The 16,717-nt window shown below is 53.3% G+C and carries 14 protein-coding genes and 1 tRNA gene; 8 read left to right on the top strand and 7 right to left on the bottom strand.

The genetic code is table 11. The features are described 5' to 3' along the window. Window positions 1-189: 189 nt before the first annotated feature. From R3C20_12355 to R3C20_12340, 4 genes are all read left to right on the top strand, one after another. On the top strand, window positions 190-1,341 hold the full coding sequence (locus R3C20_12355; protein MEZ6041294.1) for a hypothetical protein: 1,152 nt from the start codon (window positions 190-192) through the stop codon (window positions 1,339-1,341). A gap of 119 nt (window positions 1,342-1,460) precedes the next feature. Then, window positions 1,461-1,760 (top strand): hypothetical protein, encoded by a 300-nt coding sequence (locus R3C20_12350; protein ID MEZ6041293.1) that lies wholly within the window; start codon window positions 1,461-1,463, stop codon window positions 1,758-1,760. Between the two features lies 1 nt (window position 1,761). Further along, on the top strand, window positions 1,762-3,456 hold the full coding sequence (locus R3C20_12345) for a hypothetical protein (protein MEZ6041292.1): 1,695 nt from the start codon (window positions 1,762-1,764) through the stop codon (window positions 3,454-3,456). 41 nt (window positions 3,457-3,497) lie between these two features. Then, complete coding sequence (locus tag R3C20_12340) at window positions 3,498-5,108, top strand: hypothetical protein (protein ID MEZ6041291.1); 1,611 nt, start codon at window positions 3,498-3,500, stop codon at window positions 5,106-5,108. A 581-nt stretch (window positions 5,109-5,689) separates the two neighbouring features. On the opposite strand, the gene R3C20_12335 is transcribed toward R3C20_12340, so the two are convergent. After that, complete coding sequence (locus R3C20_12335; protein MEZ6041290.1) at window positions 5,690-6,346, bottom strand: hypothetical protein; 657 nt, start codon at window positions 6,344-6,346, stop codon at window positions 5,690-5,692. A gap of 484 nt (window positions 6,347-6,830) precedes the next feature. Here R3C20_12335 and R3C20_12330 point away from each other — a divergent pair, with 484 nt between their 5' ends. Continuing rightward, on the top strand, window positions 6,831-7,721 hold the full coding sequence (locus R3C20_12330) for a hypothetical protein (protein MEZ6041289.1): 891 nt from the start codon (window positions 6,831-6,833) through the stop codon (window positions 7,719-7,721). Between the two features lie 205 nt (window positions 7,722-7,926). On the opposite strand, the gene R3C20_12325 is transcribed toward R3C20_12330, so the two are convergent. Beyond that, window positions 7,927-9,447: a carboxypeptidase M32 gene (locus R3C20_12325; protein ID MEZ6041288.1), complete on the bottom strand. Its 1,521-nt coding sequence runs from the start codon at window positions 9,445-9,447 to the stop codon at window positions 7,927-7,929. A gap of 746 nt (window positions 9,448-10,193) precedes the next feature. On the opposite strand from R3C20_12325, the gene R3C20_12320 reads away from it, so the two are divergent. After that, window positions 10,194-10,266 (top strand) — tRNA-Lys (locus R3C20_12320). Between the two features lie 67 nt (window positions 10,267-10,333). Here the strand turns inward: R3C20_12320 and R3C20_12315 are convergent. Continuing rightward, window positions 10,334-11,071, bottom strand: coding sequence for an isoprenylcysteine carboxylmethyltransferase family protein (locus R3C20_12315; protein ID MEZ6041287.1), 738 nt, complete (start codon window positions 11,069-11,071; stop codon window positions 10,334-10,336). Window positions 11,072-11,312: 241 nt separating this feature from the next. Continuing rightward, on the bottom strand, window positions 11,313-11,630 hold the full coding sequence (locus R3C20_12310; GenBank protein MEZ6041286.1) for a pyrimidine/purine nucleoside phosphorylase: 318 nt from the start codon (window positions 11,628-11,630) through the stop codon (window positions 11,313-11,315). Window positions 11,631-11,770: 140 nt separating this feature from the next. Between R3C20_12310 and R3C20_12305 the strand changes: the two genes are divergently transcribed. Further along, window positions 11,771-11,956 (top strand): hypothetical protein, encoded by a 186-nt coding sequence (locus R3C20_12305; GenBank protein MEZ6041285.1) that lies wholly within the window; start codon window positions 11,771-11,773, stop codon window positions 11,954-11,956. Between the two features lie 367 nt (window positions 11,957-12,323). Here the strand turns inward: R3C20_12305 and R3C20_12300 are convergent, their stop codons facing one another. The 3 genes from R3C20_12300 to R3C20_12290 all read right to left on the bottom strand — a co-directional run bounded on the left by R3C20_12300 (window position 12,324) and on the right by R3C20_12290 (window position 15,111). Further along, window positions 12,324-13,286, bottom strand: a complete 963-nt coding sequence (locus R3C20_12300) for a hypothetical protein (GenBank protein MEZ6041284.1) — start codon at window positions 13,284-13,286, stop codon at window positions 12,324-12,326. Between the two features lie 141 nt (window positions 13,287-13,427). Next, window positions 13,428-14,090, bottom strand: a complete 663-nt coding sequence (locus R3C20_12295; GenBank protein ID MEZ6041283.1) for a hypothetical protein — start codon at window positions 14,088-14,090, stop codon at window positions 13,428-13,430. 49 nt (window positions 14,091-14,139) lie between these two features. Continuing rightward, the gene (locus R3C20_12290) at window positions 14,140-15,111 is read right to left on the bottom strand and encodes a polysaccharide biosynthesis/export family protein (GenBank protein MEZ6041282.1); all 972 of its coding nucleotides are present in this window, start codon (window positions 15,109-15,111) and stop codon (window positions 14,140-14,142) included. 634 nt (window positions 15,112-15,745) lie between these two features. Here R3C20_12290 and R3C20_12285 point away from each other — a divergent pair. Continuing rightward, on the top strand, window positions 15,746-16,519 hold the full coding sequence (locus R3C20_12285; protein MEZ6041281.1) for a hypothetical protein: 774 nt from the start codon (window positions 15,746-15,748) through the stop codon (window positions 16,517-16,519). The last annotated feature ends 198 nt before the right edge of the window (window positions 16,520-16,717 follow it).

Raw genomic sequence — 16,717 nt, 5'->3', positions numbered from 1 at the left:
TGTATTTTTGCACCCATGGTTTTGGTGTGAAAGTCGCTTTAGGTTGGTGGTTTTATTCATGCTGGTGTGTGATGTTCGAGGTTTGGTTGTGTTTCTCGGAGGTATCGTTTCAATGTGGTGGGTGTTTCATCGTCAGTAGGTGAGCTACCCTTTGGTCTCTCAGTAGGTGCTTTAGTCGAGAGGTATAAGATGTTTCTTATTCGTGCTTTCTTGATGCTACTTCCTTTGGCTTGTTTTGCTGCGGTAACTGCGCAAACGAGTACCTTAATTCCAGGAACGACAGGAACGGGAACGACAGGAACGGGAACGACAGGAACGGGAGATAACGACTGCTGTAAGTCTACGCCAGTCACGTGGTCTGGGGCGTTCCCGGTAGCATCGGCAGGGCATTCAAAAGGTGGAGCATCCACCTCGCGTGAATTCGGTTGGTATCCTTTCAATGGTCCGGACAATGACTTTCCGGACAATGACTTGTGGTATGGGGATGACGAGTGTTATCAAAAAGCAATCGCAGTGTTTGTCGGCTTTGATGATGTTCCTCAGTCGGGTGCAGCATCAGCTACAGCACTGGCGTCACAGTCATGGCAGTTGGTTGACTGGTCGAGTCTTACCGTCGAGATAGGCTTTCCTGCTGGGCATACCCACCCCGAAGCTCGGATTAGTGGGGAGTTTGTTTGGGAGATTCTGACGCATCCGGACGCCGACAACCCCAAGCTCCCTGGTCTGATTCTGGACGTCAACGTAAATGCCACATCATCTGTTTCAGCTGAGGGAGCGTACTCATTTGCGTCGTATGAGGCGTCCAGCATTGGCGACGCAACGGCCCATGTGCAGTGGCAGCATCCTTGTCCTTGCAAGAATCCGCCCAGCCCTGATTCGGAGGTCAGATTGCCTTTTTTTGTCGAAGATCGCTTTGTAAGCGGAAACTGTGGCAAGGAAATGGCTATCGCAACTTCAGAGAACGTTTCCGCAAAATTCAATGGCGAAGCTACATCCAGGTCACGCGAAAGTGGGGAACCGGAGTTCTCAGGGTCTCTCAGTGGAGAATATTCATGGGGCAGTCAGGTGACAGCCGTCATGAAGGATACTCACTTTAAGGTTTCAAACGGTGCGCCCACACCCAGTCGTTCGGTGCATGCCGAAACAAACGATTCCAGAATCGCGATTCCGTTCATGTGTTATGCCAAAGTGTCGAACTCTGGTTCGGCAAACGATGCCGACAATTCGTGGCTTCCGGAGATCTCTCCGGGAGTTGCGTCCGGCACATCAATCGCTAGTGCATCGATCGGTGTCGCCAGCGCACGGTGCTATGTAAGTGCAATACCCGCTCCGTTACCGTGACGCACAACGACATGGGCTTCGGTAAATCAATCGAGTCTGATAGTTTCCTCAATGTGAGTTGCAGCGGGATCCCGCGAACTGAATGGTATTGGGTCCGTTGTTGATTTCAGGAGTAGAAGATGTCACGGCATGCGTCGATTAGGCAAATCGCGGCAGGCATTGCGGGCCTTTGTTGTCTGGTCACTCTTGCTGTGATTGTGTTTGCCCGAGATCGCACTGACGAGGTTTCTGCGGCAAAAGTCCTCACAGACGTTTACTCGCAGGAACACCGTCAGTGGGCTTCGGATCTCCCGCCGGAATTGTTTCAGGAAAACAGTGGGTCTCCTGAAGAGGAGTCCATATCCGCACTCGCCACAATTCCTCAGCTCATTCAGGATTCACTGAGGGGTCGGCCCGTCATCACGATGGAGGGAAACTGAGATGCGATGGTTACGCATGTTCGGGCTTGCTGTTGTCGGCCTTTCAGTCTGGACTTCATCGTTTGCTGCAGCCGACGAACTGCAGCGAGGCGTCCGAGCGGAATATGTCATCACACTGCACTTTCCTCAGGAAAACCACACCACCGTTGTTTTTGCAGAGTACTTAGTGACCACTGATCGGTGGTTGCTCGTTTCCACGTCGATTATTCCGGACTGGATTGGAGTCCGGTACTATCCACTCCTCGGCGGTTCAAGATTCCTTTCAATTAGAGATGTTGGAACGACGCTGTGGAGTCGCAGCTTTGATGTTCCCGAAGAATTCGGAGTTTCTGATTTGCCGAGACTTTGTACTCCGTCGAATCGAGAATGGTTGCGAAGTATTCATTTTGCGGATTTACGTTCGCGCGCCTGGTCGCTGCCCGAATTCACTGCAAAATGGATATCAGAAACGCATGCTCCCTCCGCAACTTCGCTGGAGTACTCAGGAGACTTGGCCGATCGCGAGATTCTGTTTTCCGTGAAGGCTGATAAGGTGACGCAGTCGACATGCACTGTAAGGCAAACGGTTGTGCAGGGTATCGGTGAAGGCAGAGCAGAGCACTGGAACTCATTGCGGTTGAACCGCAACTGCACACCTCCTCGCTGGTTACCAGAGGTCTGTGTCAGGCGAGGGGGGCACGCCAGGTATACCGAGTGGAACAGCGATCTACAGTATCCAACACGTCCCCAGCCGCCGAGGACCTTAGATCAGGAGGTTGTCGATTCTCAGACATTGCTTTTTGCGGTCGGGGCAGGAGGTCGTCATGCTCGGTTGGCGTGGACATCATTGGCAGAGGGAACAATACCAATTCCTGAAGAAGTCGTCGTTTCACTTGGTGACTCAGGACGCGGTATGTTTCTGCGATCGAGCAGACTCATCTCGGCAGAAGTCCTGAACCCGAATGAAGTTGACGAACTTGTCAGAGAGCGGACATTGAAACCTGACCAAACAATATCCCGACTTACAGCACAGGTTGCAGATACTGTGTGGGGACGCGATTTGCGGGCGGTGAACCAGTCTTCCAGAGCCTCTTTCGATCAGCTTTCGCGGGACCTCGAACGAACTGCAGCTGACAGTACCCTGTCTGCCGGTGATCGCCTCAAGGCGAAGTGTCAATTATGTATGCTTGCGATCTCGAGTGATACGTCGGAAAGCCTCACTCGGGTTCGAGAGTCTTTGTTGAGTTATTTTGACGAACTTGAACGTATTGCAGGCCGGGAAGCCGTGCCAGCAAGTTTGTTCAATCTTCAGCAGTGTATTTTTGTCTGGAAGAGAAGTGACCTGATCGAACTGACATGGCAAATTGCGTACGACCATCTGGCAACGTGGCCCCCGAATGAGCAGATTCGAATTCTAAACAGTGCAGAGCAGGGGCATGCGGGTGATGGGTTGCATGCAGTCCTCCTGGCTCGGGCGATAGAAGCATCTGTTGAGGCTGAAGTTGATCACGATCTGGTGAAGTCAGCGATTCTGCGGGCATGGATGGTTTATTCACGTTCGCAGGGGAATTCGCCGGTTCACTTCTTTTCAAAGAATCCGATGCCAGAACATCTGGATTTCCTGAACCAGTTCCGGAAAGCACTGATGCAGGCAGAAAACTCTTCATCGCCTGCCATTCAGGCGATCGCGTCTGCCCTGCTTGACAGGAATTGGTAATTCATTTCGTCACCATCAAAGATGATCCCCGGAAGGAAAATATGTTCAGGACAAGCACTCTGTTTTCCTGCATTTTGGTCGCCTCCTACTGGCTCCGTGCCAGTCATTTGTTTGCTGGCGATGATCATCACTCGCAAACCGCCTGGCCAGTCGCTGTGGCCGGCGTCGATATGCTGCACCCTGAGGCGATCCTTCAGGCACTCGAAGAATTCAGTTCCCTAACTGAAACGAAGCCGAATTTCTGGTGGGATCTGCAAAAGACTGTGGTTCGCCGATTCGATCGTCAAAAGCACATTCCGTACCAGAAAGGGTTTGCGGTTTTCTTCGGTGAGAAGGGGCTGTTTCGACTGGATTTCGAGTATGTTCTTGATGCCACGGGAGCTGCGGCTGCGGTTGAAGAGTTCTCGCGGCAATGGACTGCCCCTGACGTACCTCGGCCAAATTACGAGTTGGAGATCGACCATTCTGATGATCAGTCATGGTCTGTTATGGTGAACTCACTTTCGTGGAACCCTGTGTTCCCGCGTGAACCAGATGGTCCAATCCGCTACGAAAAGACATCGCGACCGCACTATCGCACTTTCTTTCGGCTTCATGATGGGTTTCTGTGGTCATCCTCACGCAAAGAACAACTTTGGGAGGCGCCCCTGCACGACGTCCCTGCCGCCGTCCTTCAGCCTTCCGGTGGTGAGAAGAGGCGACTGGCATTTATCTGGCTCAGCCCCGATGGCATTCCTTTGAATAAGCGTCGCGCATTGATTGATCAGTTGACAAAGACAGCAGCACCAGCACTGCAGAGATATGACTCCGAGACCAACACGGCATCAAAGTCTCGAATACTCCAGAGCTTAATACGGATGGAATTGTTTCGCAGTTTGTTGCTTGACGTCGAAAGTGGGCTTGTGGAGCTGTGTGCCAGTGAAGAGGGCCTTTCAACCCATGGATTAATCACATTCGAAGCGTCTTCAAGGTCTGAAACCTGGCTGCAGGCGATTCAGCCACGCCACAGCCCACGTCGCTTTAAAGCTGATGATACGGGGCTGACGCTGCATGTTTCAGGAAGCATTCCGGGAATACAAATTGACGAAAATGGACTTGGATTATCGGCAATCGACAGCAACGAAGGCTTTGACGTGCTGACGAAAATTCTGATTACGGGCGAGCGTGCAGAACATGTTAGTGCTTTCGCAAGTCTGAAAAGCAGTGAATGGCTGGTCGGTTCTGTACGCCAGCTCGTCAGCTTCGGAGAATCCCGGGTGCAGGGACAGGCGGAAAGCCACTTCCTTTCGGCATTATCCGTGACAGAGGCCGACGATCACCGGAGCATTTCGTTTAACTATGGTGATTTCCCTGTTGATGCCGCTTCGATCTCTGACAGCCCGTCAGTCCAGGCTGCTGGACTTCAGCTGGAAATTAACGGAACATTCCTCAGGCAACTAAGACGCATTCTTTACCAGCAAGCCAACACATCACCGCAGCCAGGCGTCGATGAAATTCAATCGGTTGGGGATCACGGTATCAGCGTGCAGGTGACAGCGAAAGGACGAGAAGTTCACCTGAATGGCTCAGCAGATACGCGTTCGACTTACGAACTACTCGCCTGTCTGGCAAAACTGATTCCCAGCCCCCAACCACTCCGCGTTCAACAGTAAATTGAATCATTCCTGATGATTCACACTGTGCCTCGGTAGACCCACGACACGGCGGCCGGCAATGGGCATCCATATCCGGGACGCTTCAAGTCATTCCACTTCGAACGGACACTGATTGGCAGTTGCGTGGTCGGTGGAACGTAATCCGGTGCGGATAAACCTGTTGGAAAATGCCGAAGGCTTTCAATGGAGCTTCACGCACGCTCTGTTGCGGCCAGGGTGACGAGCGTCGCTGGCTATCTCCTTTGATCCGCGGTTGCCGCAGAGTCAGGGTTCACCAGTGAGCAGTGTTGAGACTGAGACCGAATGGAACCTACTCGGCCCGAGTGTCAACCGGGGCTTGCAGTTTCGTGATGAGGGCTGGACGAGCAGTCGTGGCGTTCGCTTTGGTCTCGAATCCACAATCCGCTCAGGAGGACGGCTGGCGAATGAAGAGGACCAGGGCGAAAGAAGAGGACCAGGGCGAAAGAAGAGGACCAGGGCGAAAGAAGGGGACCAGGGCGAAAGAAGGGGACCAGGGCGAAAGAAGAGGACCAGACCTCTTTACCGAAGCCGGTCCTCGTCTTGCGTCGCCATCGCGATTAGTATCCATACGTTTTGCGAGGTGTTTGGGTTTGTACTTTGGTCGTGCCAGTGGATCGTTTTGTTACGGTTGTTGTTCTGCTCCTGATGAGCTCAAAGGAATTCAGGAAGTCGTCTGCTTTTCGGCTTCGGACGTCTTCTATCAACCCGCTGACGGTGAGGATGTACATTCGGCCTTCGGCGACAAAGAATCGTTGCCGATTGCTCGCGACTTCGCTGAATTCGCCCTTCAATGGCATCTCAATTTCGAATGCCTTCACACCGCCTTTGAGGGTCAGTTGCTTATCCGATCGCAGGTCTGCTGAAACTCCATTCTCTGCAATCTGGTTAATCTTCAGCAGCGTCAGGAACCTATTGATCTGTTCGCCTTCCAAATCGACCGGGCTCACAGTGACTGAAAAGCCCATTGAATCATCCGTAACGAGTGTCCATTGGCGTTGCGTCGTATCCTGGCCGCGATCGTTTCTGTCTGGCGTTACTTTCAGACTGGGTTTACCAGGGAAAATGATTCGAAAGTTGTCCTGCTCTGAAGTTAATGTTTGAGGCGAATCCGGTATGGCAGCGGTGGCGGCAACCATTTGGTTCGTCAACGCGATCAGAAAAGCCGAGGTGAAGAGAATCTGGCAATAATTTGAAGCGGATCGAAGTGGTTTCATAGCGTACCCTCGAAATAACGGACTGACTTGTGTGGAAAGAATGGGCTGACATTCCTTCAAACGCCAATGCCGTTCGTGCCGGACTAATTCTTCAAATAATTCTTCGGCTCGGAGTACGGACGGGTCAGGAGAAATGGCGAATTGCGGTCTTAGCAGCCTGTTGAAAACGGGACTGGCACGAGCAGGAGACCTTAAAACAGGACGGTTTACAGCCGCCCAGCGTGCCTGCCCCGACTTTTTAACGGATAGTTAGCGGGCGACCTGCCGGACAAATGCTCTTCGCCCGAGCAAGGATCGGTATACCAGTCGGTGTCAGTGCCAGCAGCTCCTGTCTTGCCCGGCACCGTCAGGATTCGTCGCCACAAGGGCATTAAGGGTAGATTCGGGTTCATATTGCTGATCGAGGACCTCTGGCCATAGAATCGCGATGCGCGGTCACCGAGAACTTTTGGGTGCCATCGGGCTCTTTGGGAACGTCCAGCCGATGCGATTTAACGATCTGACGACTGCATTCATACTGACGATCTGCCTGTTACTCTGCGGGCATAGTCGTCTGTCTGCGCAGTCTCTCGATTTTCTACGTGCCGAAGTCAGTGACAGCGGTGCCCGCGTCAGTCAATCGAAGAAGACAAGTCGTTCGGAGCACGATGATTGCCATACGAGCGGAAGAAGCGCATTGTCGGGTGGCCTGGATGACGAATGCGACTGCAAGTCGCCGATATCTATGATTGCAGCAGCTGTTCTGACATCGCCTTTCACCGTCCCCAGAATGGCGCTTGGAGACCAGGGAGATTCGGCTGCCTATCTGGATTTTCCCTATAACTGTGGCGCGGGTTCAATGACGTTTGATCCAACAGTGCCGCAAAGCCAGGATGCGATGGCGGATTTTCAGTTTGACTTTGGTACCAGCTTTGGGCAGTTATTTCAAACGCATGCCCGAATGGTTCTGGATGGCCTCTGGAGACTGGGGATTGACACAGAGTTCTATGATCGATTCGAAAATCGATCCGGCAATAAAGATCATCTGGCAACCGGGGACCTGAACGTTGTGTATCGATTCGCACAGAGCGAGAAGTGGCAGTTTCGCGCGGGGCTGGGGATCAACTGGATGCTTGACCAGGGCAATTCGGCAGGGAAGGGCGGGGACCAGATAGGGTTCAACATGACCTATTCTGCAGATTGGTTTCCTTCAGATCCCATTCGATGTACCAGCGCGATCGATGCTGGTACCCTGGGCGATGCAGGGCTCTTCCATTTTCGCAATACAATAGGAGTGACGCGACGCGGCTGGGGAGCGTTTACTGGCCACGACTATGTTCGCATTGGTGATTTTAAAAACCACGCCTGGATCAACGGCGTGGAATATCGTTATTAACAGTCCATCGAAAACCACAGGAAGAAGCCGGGCGTTGTTGAGGGGCGTTTTCTTGGGCATTCATCGGACAACAGTGCGCTGCTGACGGGCAGGGTTCTTTTTTGACCGGCTGTTGATCGTGCACTTTGGTTGATTGTGCGCATTGGTTGATTGTGCGCATCGGCTGAATGCGTTCTGCTTCGTTGGGCAGGTTCTGTTCAGCTCTCTAAACACCGTACAGCGTACCGAAGCGATTTCGCAGGTGCCTTACTAGCGGTTCGTCCGAAAGCGGTCGACCGGACACACGTTGAATCAAATCGCCTGCAGAATATCTTTGGCCATGCTGGTGGACATTCTGACGAAGCCAGTCCAGCAGTGGAACAAAGTCGCCCTGTCGAAACAGGCCGTCCAGATTGCCTAATGTTCGACCCGCGGAGTCGAACAATTGCGAGGCATACATGTTTCCCAGCGCGTATGTTGGGAAGTACCCGAACAGTCCCGCACTCCAGTGGACATCCTGAAGGCATCCTTCTGCATCGTTTGAAGGTCGAATTCCGAAGTCGTTTTCAAATTGATCATTCCAGGCACTTGGTACATCAGCAGGCTGAAGCCTGCCTGAAATCAGATCACGTTCAATTTGAAACCGTAACATGATGTGCAAATTGTAGGTCACCTCGTCTGCTTCGACCCGAATGAACGAAGGCGCGACGGCATTGATCGCAAAATGAAAGTCACTCAGCGTTGTTTCAGTCAGCGCGTCAGGGAAGCGGCTTTTGGTTTTCGGGTAGAAGTACTGCCAGAATGCCAGGCTGCGACCGACCAGATTCTCCCAGAGTCTGGATTGTGATTCGTGAATCCCCAGCGAGACAGCGCTTCCGATGGCAGTGCCAAAGGAATCGCGGGGAAGCCCTTGTTCGTACATGCCATGTCCGGCTTCGTGAAGTGTTCCAAAGAATGCGCCAGAGAAGAACGATTCGTCATAGCGAGTTGTCAGACGGCAGTCTCCCGGACCGAATCCGCTGCAGAAGGGGTGCGTTGTTTTGTCGAGTCTTCCACAGTGAAAGTCGAAGCCGATTTGTTGGGCGGCTTCTCTGGCCAGGTGTTCCTGTTCGATCGCGTTGTAGTTGCGGTGAAGAATTTCTGTGGGAGCTGTGCGCTCGGAGTTTTGGATGGCATTTAAGAGTGGAACGATTTCCTGCCTCAGATGATCGAATGCAATGGCGACCTGCGAGCTTGTGGCGTCGGGTTCATATTCATCGAGCAGAGCGTCGTATGGCTCACCTTCGTCGGCATATCCGACGGCTTCTGCTTCCTCACGCTTCAGGCGGACGATTTTCTCCAGCCATGGCTGAAATTTCCTGAAGTCCTGTTCTTTCCTTGCTTCCGCCCAGTTTTGCTGGGCGAGAGCGGTCACGTGTGCGAGTTCTTCTACCAGGCGTTGCGGCAGGCAGGTTGCCCGACGATAGGCTCGTCGGATTTCGCGAACGTTTGCGTTGCGATCTTCTGCGTCCGGAGTATTGAACTTGGTATCCGATAAGGCTTCCAGTAATTCGCCGATTCGAGGCGAAGTGGCCCATTCGTGTGTCACGCCGGCAATCAGGCTCATCTGGTTTGCCCGATGCTCGTTTCCGCCGGGAGGCATGAAGGTTTCACGATCCCAGCTGAGAACGGCTCCACACGATGCCAGCATTGCTGCTCGTTGGGTGATGGACAGAAGCTCGGAGTAACGTTCGTCTGATGATTTCATCCGAATGCGGGTTTCTGATTGAGGGGTTGTTTCTGAATACGATTCAGGATGTCGAAAACTCAGGAACGGTACGAAGGTCGCGATTTGATCAATCGACAGATTAAACCGAATTTTCCGTCTGAACCAAATGGAGTTTACCCGGCAGGCCAATTCGTCTAAAGACAATCCGTTGTTCAGGGCCGTTGGCTCGTTCAATTTGAAGAGAAGAACGTTTTTTCATCTTTTAGAGTGTTCCCAAATCCGGTTTTCTGAACGGTCCTTTACCCTCAGTGCTGCTGGCCGCGAAGTTCCGGAGGGGATTTCCTGAGAAGATTGCTCAAATGGAAAGAATTGAGTGTTCGGAATCGTTGCCAGAGGTATGGATTCTGCGAACAATTGAGCCGATGGAGTGTCCTGAGTCATTGACAGGTTCTGGACGCTTCAGCCTTTCTTGATTGATGAAACCAGACCTGTCTCAGTCCGATTCTGAATACTGATTCTGAAAGGACGATCATCATGGCGAATTGCTTGACTTCCATGCTGCGGCATCAATTGGCGGCTCGGAATATCTGCAGCTCTCTCCGTCGACTGGAGACGGTTTTCCCCACAGGGAAGACCAGTCATTCGACGGCTCCGGGGCACTCGGCAGAATCCACTAAACGTACCGTGATCACGCACGGTCAACCCCGTTTCGGAGCAGTTGGGTTCTTTTGCGGCCCGGATGCTTGGAATCTTGACAACCCCACATTACCATCCCGAACGCAAACGCTCCTATAGCTCAGCTGGTAGAGCAACTGACTCTTAATCAGTAGGTCCAAGGTTCGAGTCCTTGTGGGAGCACTCGACCGTCGGGAACAGGACGCAGGATTTTACAATCCTGCGTTTTTTTGCGCTGTGCTGTATGCGATCAGCGGCCGGCGACGTTTAGCAGTTGGGTCCGTTTCTTCAGCGTTCGCAGCACGAAAAAGACGGCGATGGATCCAAGGCCGACCACGCACCAACTGGCGTCTGCGTGGAACGTGCGTTCCGCTGCCCATGATTCGGCAATATTAAGAATCAGGTAGGTCAGGCCAAGAAGCAGCACGGACGGGTACTCGCGGCGAAACACTGTTCGGAGACAGAACGGAAGGTCTGGTTTCGTCCAGTTGCGAAATGACGGAATGAAAACGGGAGTCGTTTTCGCCCATTCGAGATACTTGTCACCAAACTTGTCCGACAGAAATTCTTCTTCAGCGGCGACAATTCGTTCGTAGTAAATCCAGAAACTTGTCGTGTAGAGGACCGCCACCAATGCATCGTGGGCGGCCAGAACGATCCCAAGTGCCATGATGTAGTTGCCGAGGTACAGCGGATTACGGCAAACGGAATACCATCCGGTGCAGTTGAGTCGGCTTGCTACCTGTGACTTCGTATTGCGCCCGGATGTTCCTTCCGGAGCGAATCCCACAGTCGTGATGCGAATCCCAAAGCCCAGTACTGAAACTGCAAAGCACAGCCACAGCCAGACCTGTTCAGCGGTATGGCTGTTCAACAAGTAGTGAAAGTCCCACATGCTGAAAATCAATGGGACTATGAAGACCAGTGGCAGGAAACTTCGAAAGCGAAACAGATGATGTCCCTGGTTGACCATCCTTTGTGAGAGCATCCGTTGAAAATCCATTCAAATGTGTTTGAGGAAGACAATGCAGAATTGCTCTTTAAGCATCAGATTCTGCGGTTGCTACCCCGAACTTATTCTCAACGGATCGGTTGGCCAGACATTTTCCAGGCTGCTGATAATCCTCCAGTTAGCGCAAGGTGATTATGGTGGTATTTCACTGCAATCAGCAACTCTGCCTGCAGGTCCGCGGTTCTCTGCAGAGAATCAGGCAAACGCAGGTTGGTTGTTATTCGTCGATGAATGAGCAGATATAATCCGTCACCTCGGTGACTTTGAGGCGAAACGATGAATTGCCATCGACGTTGAACTGTCCCCCACCTTCGACCTCACGCCAGTTTGAATCACCAGCCGGACACCATGAAAGACGCCCTGCCTGAATCTCCATCAATTCGGGCTTGCCCGTATTGAATTCGTATTCGCCTGGCAGCATGACGCCCAGTGTCCTGGTGGTTCCGTCCGGGAATTCGATGGTACGGCTGGTCACCTTTCCGTCGAAGTAAATATTTGCCTTCGTAATGACGTCGACACCTTTAAATCTGCTCATGATGGCCTCTGACTGATCGTGGTGATGGAGTAATCTTGCCGATTTGCTCCGTTCGGGGGAGCACAAAGAGGCAGAGTTTATCGAAGGGACTTTCGCGGGAAAGGTGTCTGCGGTTCTTTGCTGATTACGGGAGTTTGTGGGTGTTGAATTCCTTTTTGTTTATTGCCTGGGCGCCTTTTCCCGACTTCATTCGGGAGCTTTGCGGAACATTTCTTGTGGCAGAGGCGTACAAAACGGAGGGACTCCATTCGACTCAGGGGCCATGGTCAGAAAACCTGGGTTTTCAGAGGGGCGGGCGAATGGAATCGTCCGACGCGACTGAATGAAGCTCGCGGCCCGCCCGAGCTGAAGGAAGCGGCGGAAGCTGTCTGAATCGGCAGTTGCGCGTCGCCGGGAAATTTTGCGTAGCGTTGTCAGCTATTGTACAGAATCATTCAGCGGTTCGTTCAGCCACTCTGCGACGATTGCCCGTTAGCTGTCCGTTGAAAAATCGGGACAGGGAGCAGGACGACTGGAAACCATGGTGTCTTAAGGTCTCCCGCTCGAACCAGTCCTGTTTTTCAAAAGGCTATTCGCGTTGCCGAGGTGCAGTTTCGCAGTTAACCAATCCCATGCGGACGTTTCAGGTTCTTTCCTGAACGGTCTGTCAGTACTGCATCAGGCCCGGTATCGCATGCGTCATCGCAAATTTGATCATCGTCCGTAGCGATGGGCGGGGGTAATGAGCGGCACGGCTGCTTCTCTTCCGACGGGGACGACCTGTTGTGTTTGCGAAGCCGTTGTTACGGGCGCCGTGTATCGACTCGATACGCTGCGGGTTACAGACTGGTGGGGCAATTCTGATTGTCGCGGTTGTTGTATCGGAAAGGCTGCCAATCCCTGACTCCTGGAGACCTGAGAAACGGAGTTTCCGTAGCGACTGCTGTAATTGCTGGCGGCCAGAGTCGCGGGATCGGTCTGAACGGTGTTTCGCTGTGTCATTGGTTGGTGCCGCATTGCATTGACCTGCTGACCATATCGTTGATGGCTGGAGGGCGCCTGCATATTCTGAAATGCAGGTTGGTATGCGGGTGCTTGATACCGGGACTGCATTGGTGACGGGATTGGCGGCAGTTCGCTCGACGGTATCTGCTGCGGCTGTTGCATGGGTTGTGGCTGCGGCTGTGGCATCAATGGAGCTTGTGGCTGATGCATCCCTGGCGGCTGCGGGATGGTGGATGGGCCCTGCGATCCTGATGGCCCGAAGTTCATTCCTTCATGATGCTGTTGTGGTATGGATGGTGGGGCCTGATGAATGGATCCTGATGGATTAGCACCCTGCGGTAAAACGCTAATCGGGCCTGTCGGTGTAACAACAGTGGTGCCATACCATGGCTGATTCATCGGGATCGAGTCGAAGTTTTGCTGCGGTACATAAACTCCGAATGAGCCGGATGGATACGTCCCGGAAACACCATCATGGCAGTGGTCACAGGGTTCAACCGGGCCAAACTGACGCCAGCATGTTTGATGATAGCCCCAGGATGGCAGGCAGGCAGGAGAGACTTGTGGACGTTCCGGTGGGAACTCGATGATATGTTCCGCGTTGCTGGACCCGGTGAGCGTGCTCAGCAGAGTTGTGGCGGCAAAGACGTTCTTCCATGAAAACAGTTTCATTTTGCTATCCTGGATTTTCAAGATGCCGGGGCTTTCGTTTCAGCATCCGGTTGTTTCGCAGTGTGAATTTTCGCAGTGTGAAATGCAGAGGCATTCTGGGTGCGCAGACCTGCAGTTCTGATGAAGTCATCATTGATTGATTTAACGCTGATTAAATGTGCCGAACGCAGCTGGATGCCCTGACAAGCCTCCAGAGCCACCAAATCCACCAATTCCAAAGCTGCCTCCGACTCCGATCCCACCGGCGTTGCTGCCACCGAAGCCTCCACTGCCTCCCAGGCCACCGCCGCTGAAGGAGGGGCTTCCGGAGAATCCGCCTCCTCCGAATCCACCGCCACCTCCGATGCCAGCAGCGCCGAATCCGCCTCCTCCTCCGATGCCACCAAGGCCGGGGCTAAGCCCTCCACCAATTCCACCGCCGAATCCGCCGCCCGCGGAATTATTTGAGAAGGTCTGAAATGCGACCGGGTGCCCGGTCATGCCGAGTTGGGAGTACCCAAGCATTCCCGGAGTTCCGGCCAGTCCGGGCAACTGCTGCTGCCGCAGGGCCAGTGCCTGAAGATTCTGTCCCAGTTGTTGTTCCTGCTGCATCGCGTTCAGTTGCGGTTTGACAAGTCCGTAGTAATTCATCACAGGACCAGAATTATCGCCGCTTCGGAACAAATTCAGGTAGGGGCTGAATGCAGGTGTATTAATCGGGCGCTGAATGCGATCCCCGCCAAACTGTGCCATTGTTTCCGGCATCATACATGGCAGGACGGATGTCAGAGTTGCTACGATGAACAGGCCCACTGAAGTTCGCATAATCTTCTTCCAGAAGTTCGGTTCGTATTCAACAGCTGGCGGAGTTCGATCAGAAACCGCCGCCGTTCACATTCTGGCCTCGTTGAATTGTTCGAACAGTACCGTTGCCGAGGATGGTGAATCCAAGCATTCGTTCGAATGGGGCTGTTAGTTTCGCCAGCTTCGTATCAAAGGTGATCATCGGGGATGCCTTGATGTACAGCCGGTCGCCAGGGAACAGTTGGTAGTTTGTTGCTGTCTGACCTCCCTCTGCGATGGCGTTCCAGTCGACCTTCAGAATCTGGTCGGGGCCGTCTATGACAGGAGACGGGCGAGCAACCCAGATGGAACTCTTGGACGCTACGGTCGGCAAACCCTGAATGTTAGCGATGGCATCCAGTACGGTCTCATTGCCAGTCGATGGCATTCGAACGGCCTGTGCACCGGCGCCACCTCCGTCAGCGATGACGTAGTAGACTTTGCTGTTGTATCCCAGAACATCAACATTAACCTGTGGGTTATGGATGTGCTGCGAAAGGTGTCGTTCGATAGCGGCCCGTGCCTGGTCGCGAGTCATACCCGTGACGTGAACGCTGCCATAGATGCCGAGGCCGACGGTTCCGTCCATACGCACAAGGTGCTGTCCTGCGACGATTTGCTGGTTCTGGGGCGCGGGCAGGGTGACCATGACCTGTGGCGATGTCAGTACCTGCTGCAGGTGGTTTTCCACGCGTTGCTGAATCTCTGCCAGCGGTTGTTCGGCAACAAGAACCTTGCCATATTCCGGCCCGAGATTTACGTAGCCGTCTGTGCCAATAATGTAGATGTTGTTGATCTGTTTGAACTGCTTTGAAACCGGGTCATCCTGAAGTCCCGACGGGATTGTGCGATTCACCTGAATGAGCAGTGGTTCACCAGCGTGAACGGGTGCGTGGGGAGGTCGAATATTGTTAACGGCTTCAATGAGGAGAATGTCCGGAGGTTCGATAATGTAGTCCGGCAAAGTTGCCTTTCTCAATTCCCGTGGCACATCACAGTGCATGTTTGCAGTAGTGCAGTTGCCCTGGTTTGCGCAGGACGCCTGAGTGCAGTGGGATGCTGGCTGGCTCGCAGACGGACCACAGCTGCCGCCGATGCTGCAGCTACCCGAAGGCGGACAAGTGGATGGAGAGCATGAGTCGCAATCCGCGACTCCAAATCCATAGGTGGCGCAGCCAATGGTGGGTATGATTGCGGAGGCCACCAGCAGCAGAGACCAGGCACTGGATATTGGCACTGGATGACTGTTTTGCGAAGCAGTGTCGGTCTGCATCTTGACAGGACGCGTTGACAGCATGAAATCCTCCATGACCCTTTCAGCAACACCTTCCGTGGTGTTGATCTTCAGGCACAAATCATCATGTTCTGATGAAGTTGTTCCTTAATTTCTTGTCTCGATCCGCCATGCACATTGCAAATACATTGCCTTGAAGTGCCTGGTGACGCACTCTTTCCATCGGGATTTACTGGCCGTGATAGCGGTCCGATTGCCTCCAATTGAGTACGATCCGCACAGAGTGATTCCGGTTATTCCGTTGACAATGGTTATTCTGAATCAGCTGAAAACAGATTTTCATTCAAGTTCGTGCAATCTGCGGTTTCTGCCGAAGTCAGGGTGAGCCCGAGAGAGAATTCCGATGAAACAAATTCCGGGGGCCGTTGCAGCAGTCCTTATCCTTCTGTCCATCGGATCGGAGGTGCGTGGCCTTTCCGGGCCCGATAAGGCGGGAGAAATCGTCGCGATCGGGGATCGTGAAGCGGCGGTCCGGCAGCTGAAAGCTTTCGGCGGTCTGATTGGAGAATGGCGTGGAGTTGGGCAGCCGCAACGCGGTTCGAATCGTGGTGCCTGGACAGGGAAGCTCGCCGTGGCATGGCAGTTCGAACCATCGGTTGTGATGGCTCTGAGTTCCAGCGATGGCAAACTCTTTCGAGCGTTGACGATCTCCGCCGGGCGAGCGGCAACGAACGAACCGCAGCTGAACATCCTCCTGCCGGATGGTAAAGGTGTTGACTGTGAATTGATTACCAGCGAATCCGCCACATCAAAATGGGTCTTTCGATCCGCCGATCAGGAGCCCAATGGGCAACTCCAGTATCGATGCACCATCCGCCTGCTCAGTGAAATTCGTGCGACGGTATTGCTGGAGCAGCGTTCGGGGCAGGCGTCCGTTTTTCGACGAATTGCTGAGGTCGGGTATACACGTGCCGGCGAACGACTTGCTCAGGAGGGCTCGAACGAACGGCAGTGTATTGTGACTGGTGGCAGGGGTACGATGACCGTGACATTCCAGGGCAATACTTACTATGTTTGTTGCGATGGATGTCGGCAGGCTTTCGACGCGGACCCGCAGGGAGTAATTGAGGCCTGGCGGAAACGAATTCAGGAGGAACAGCAAGATTCAGCCGACTGAATGCCGATGATGGAAGTGTCGTCAATGTCTTCAGATGCAACCCCGACGGAGGTTCCAAAAATAATTGCGTAGGCCCGGATCATCAAAGGGTGCACGCTGGACGTGACTCGATCCTCGCCTGACTCGCTGCGTCTCCACCGTCGCAGTTCCAGAAGACATGATTATCGAAAGACCGCAGATGGGAAACCACTGCGGTCT

Source organism: Planctomycetaceae bacterium, assembly GCA_041398825.1.
Lineage (GTDB): Bacteria > Planctomycetota > Planctomycetia > Planctomycetales > Planctomycetaceae > F1-80-MAGs062.
This window is presented reverse-complemented; position numbering and strand designations above follow the sequence as displayed.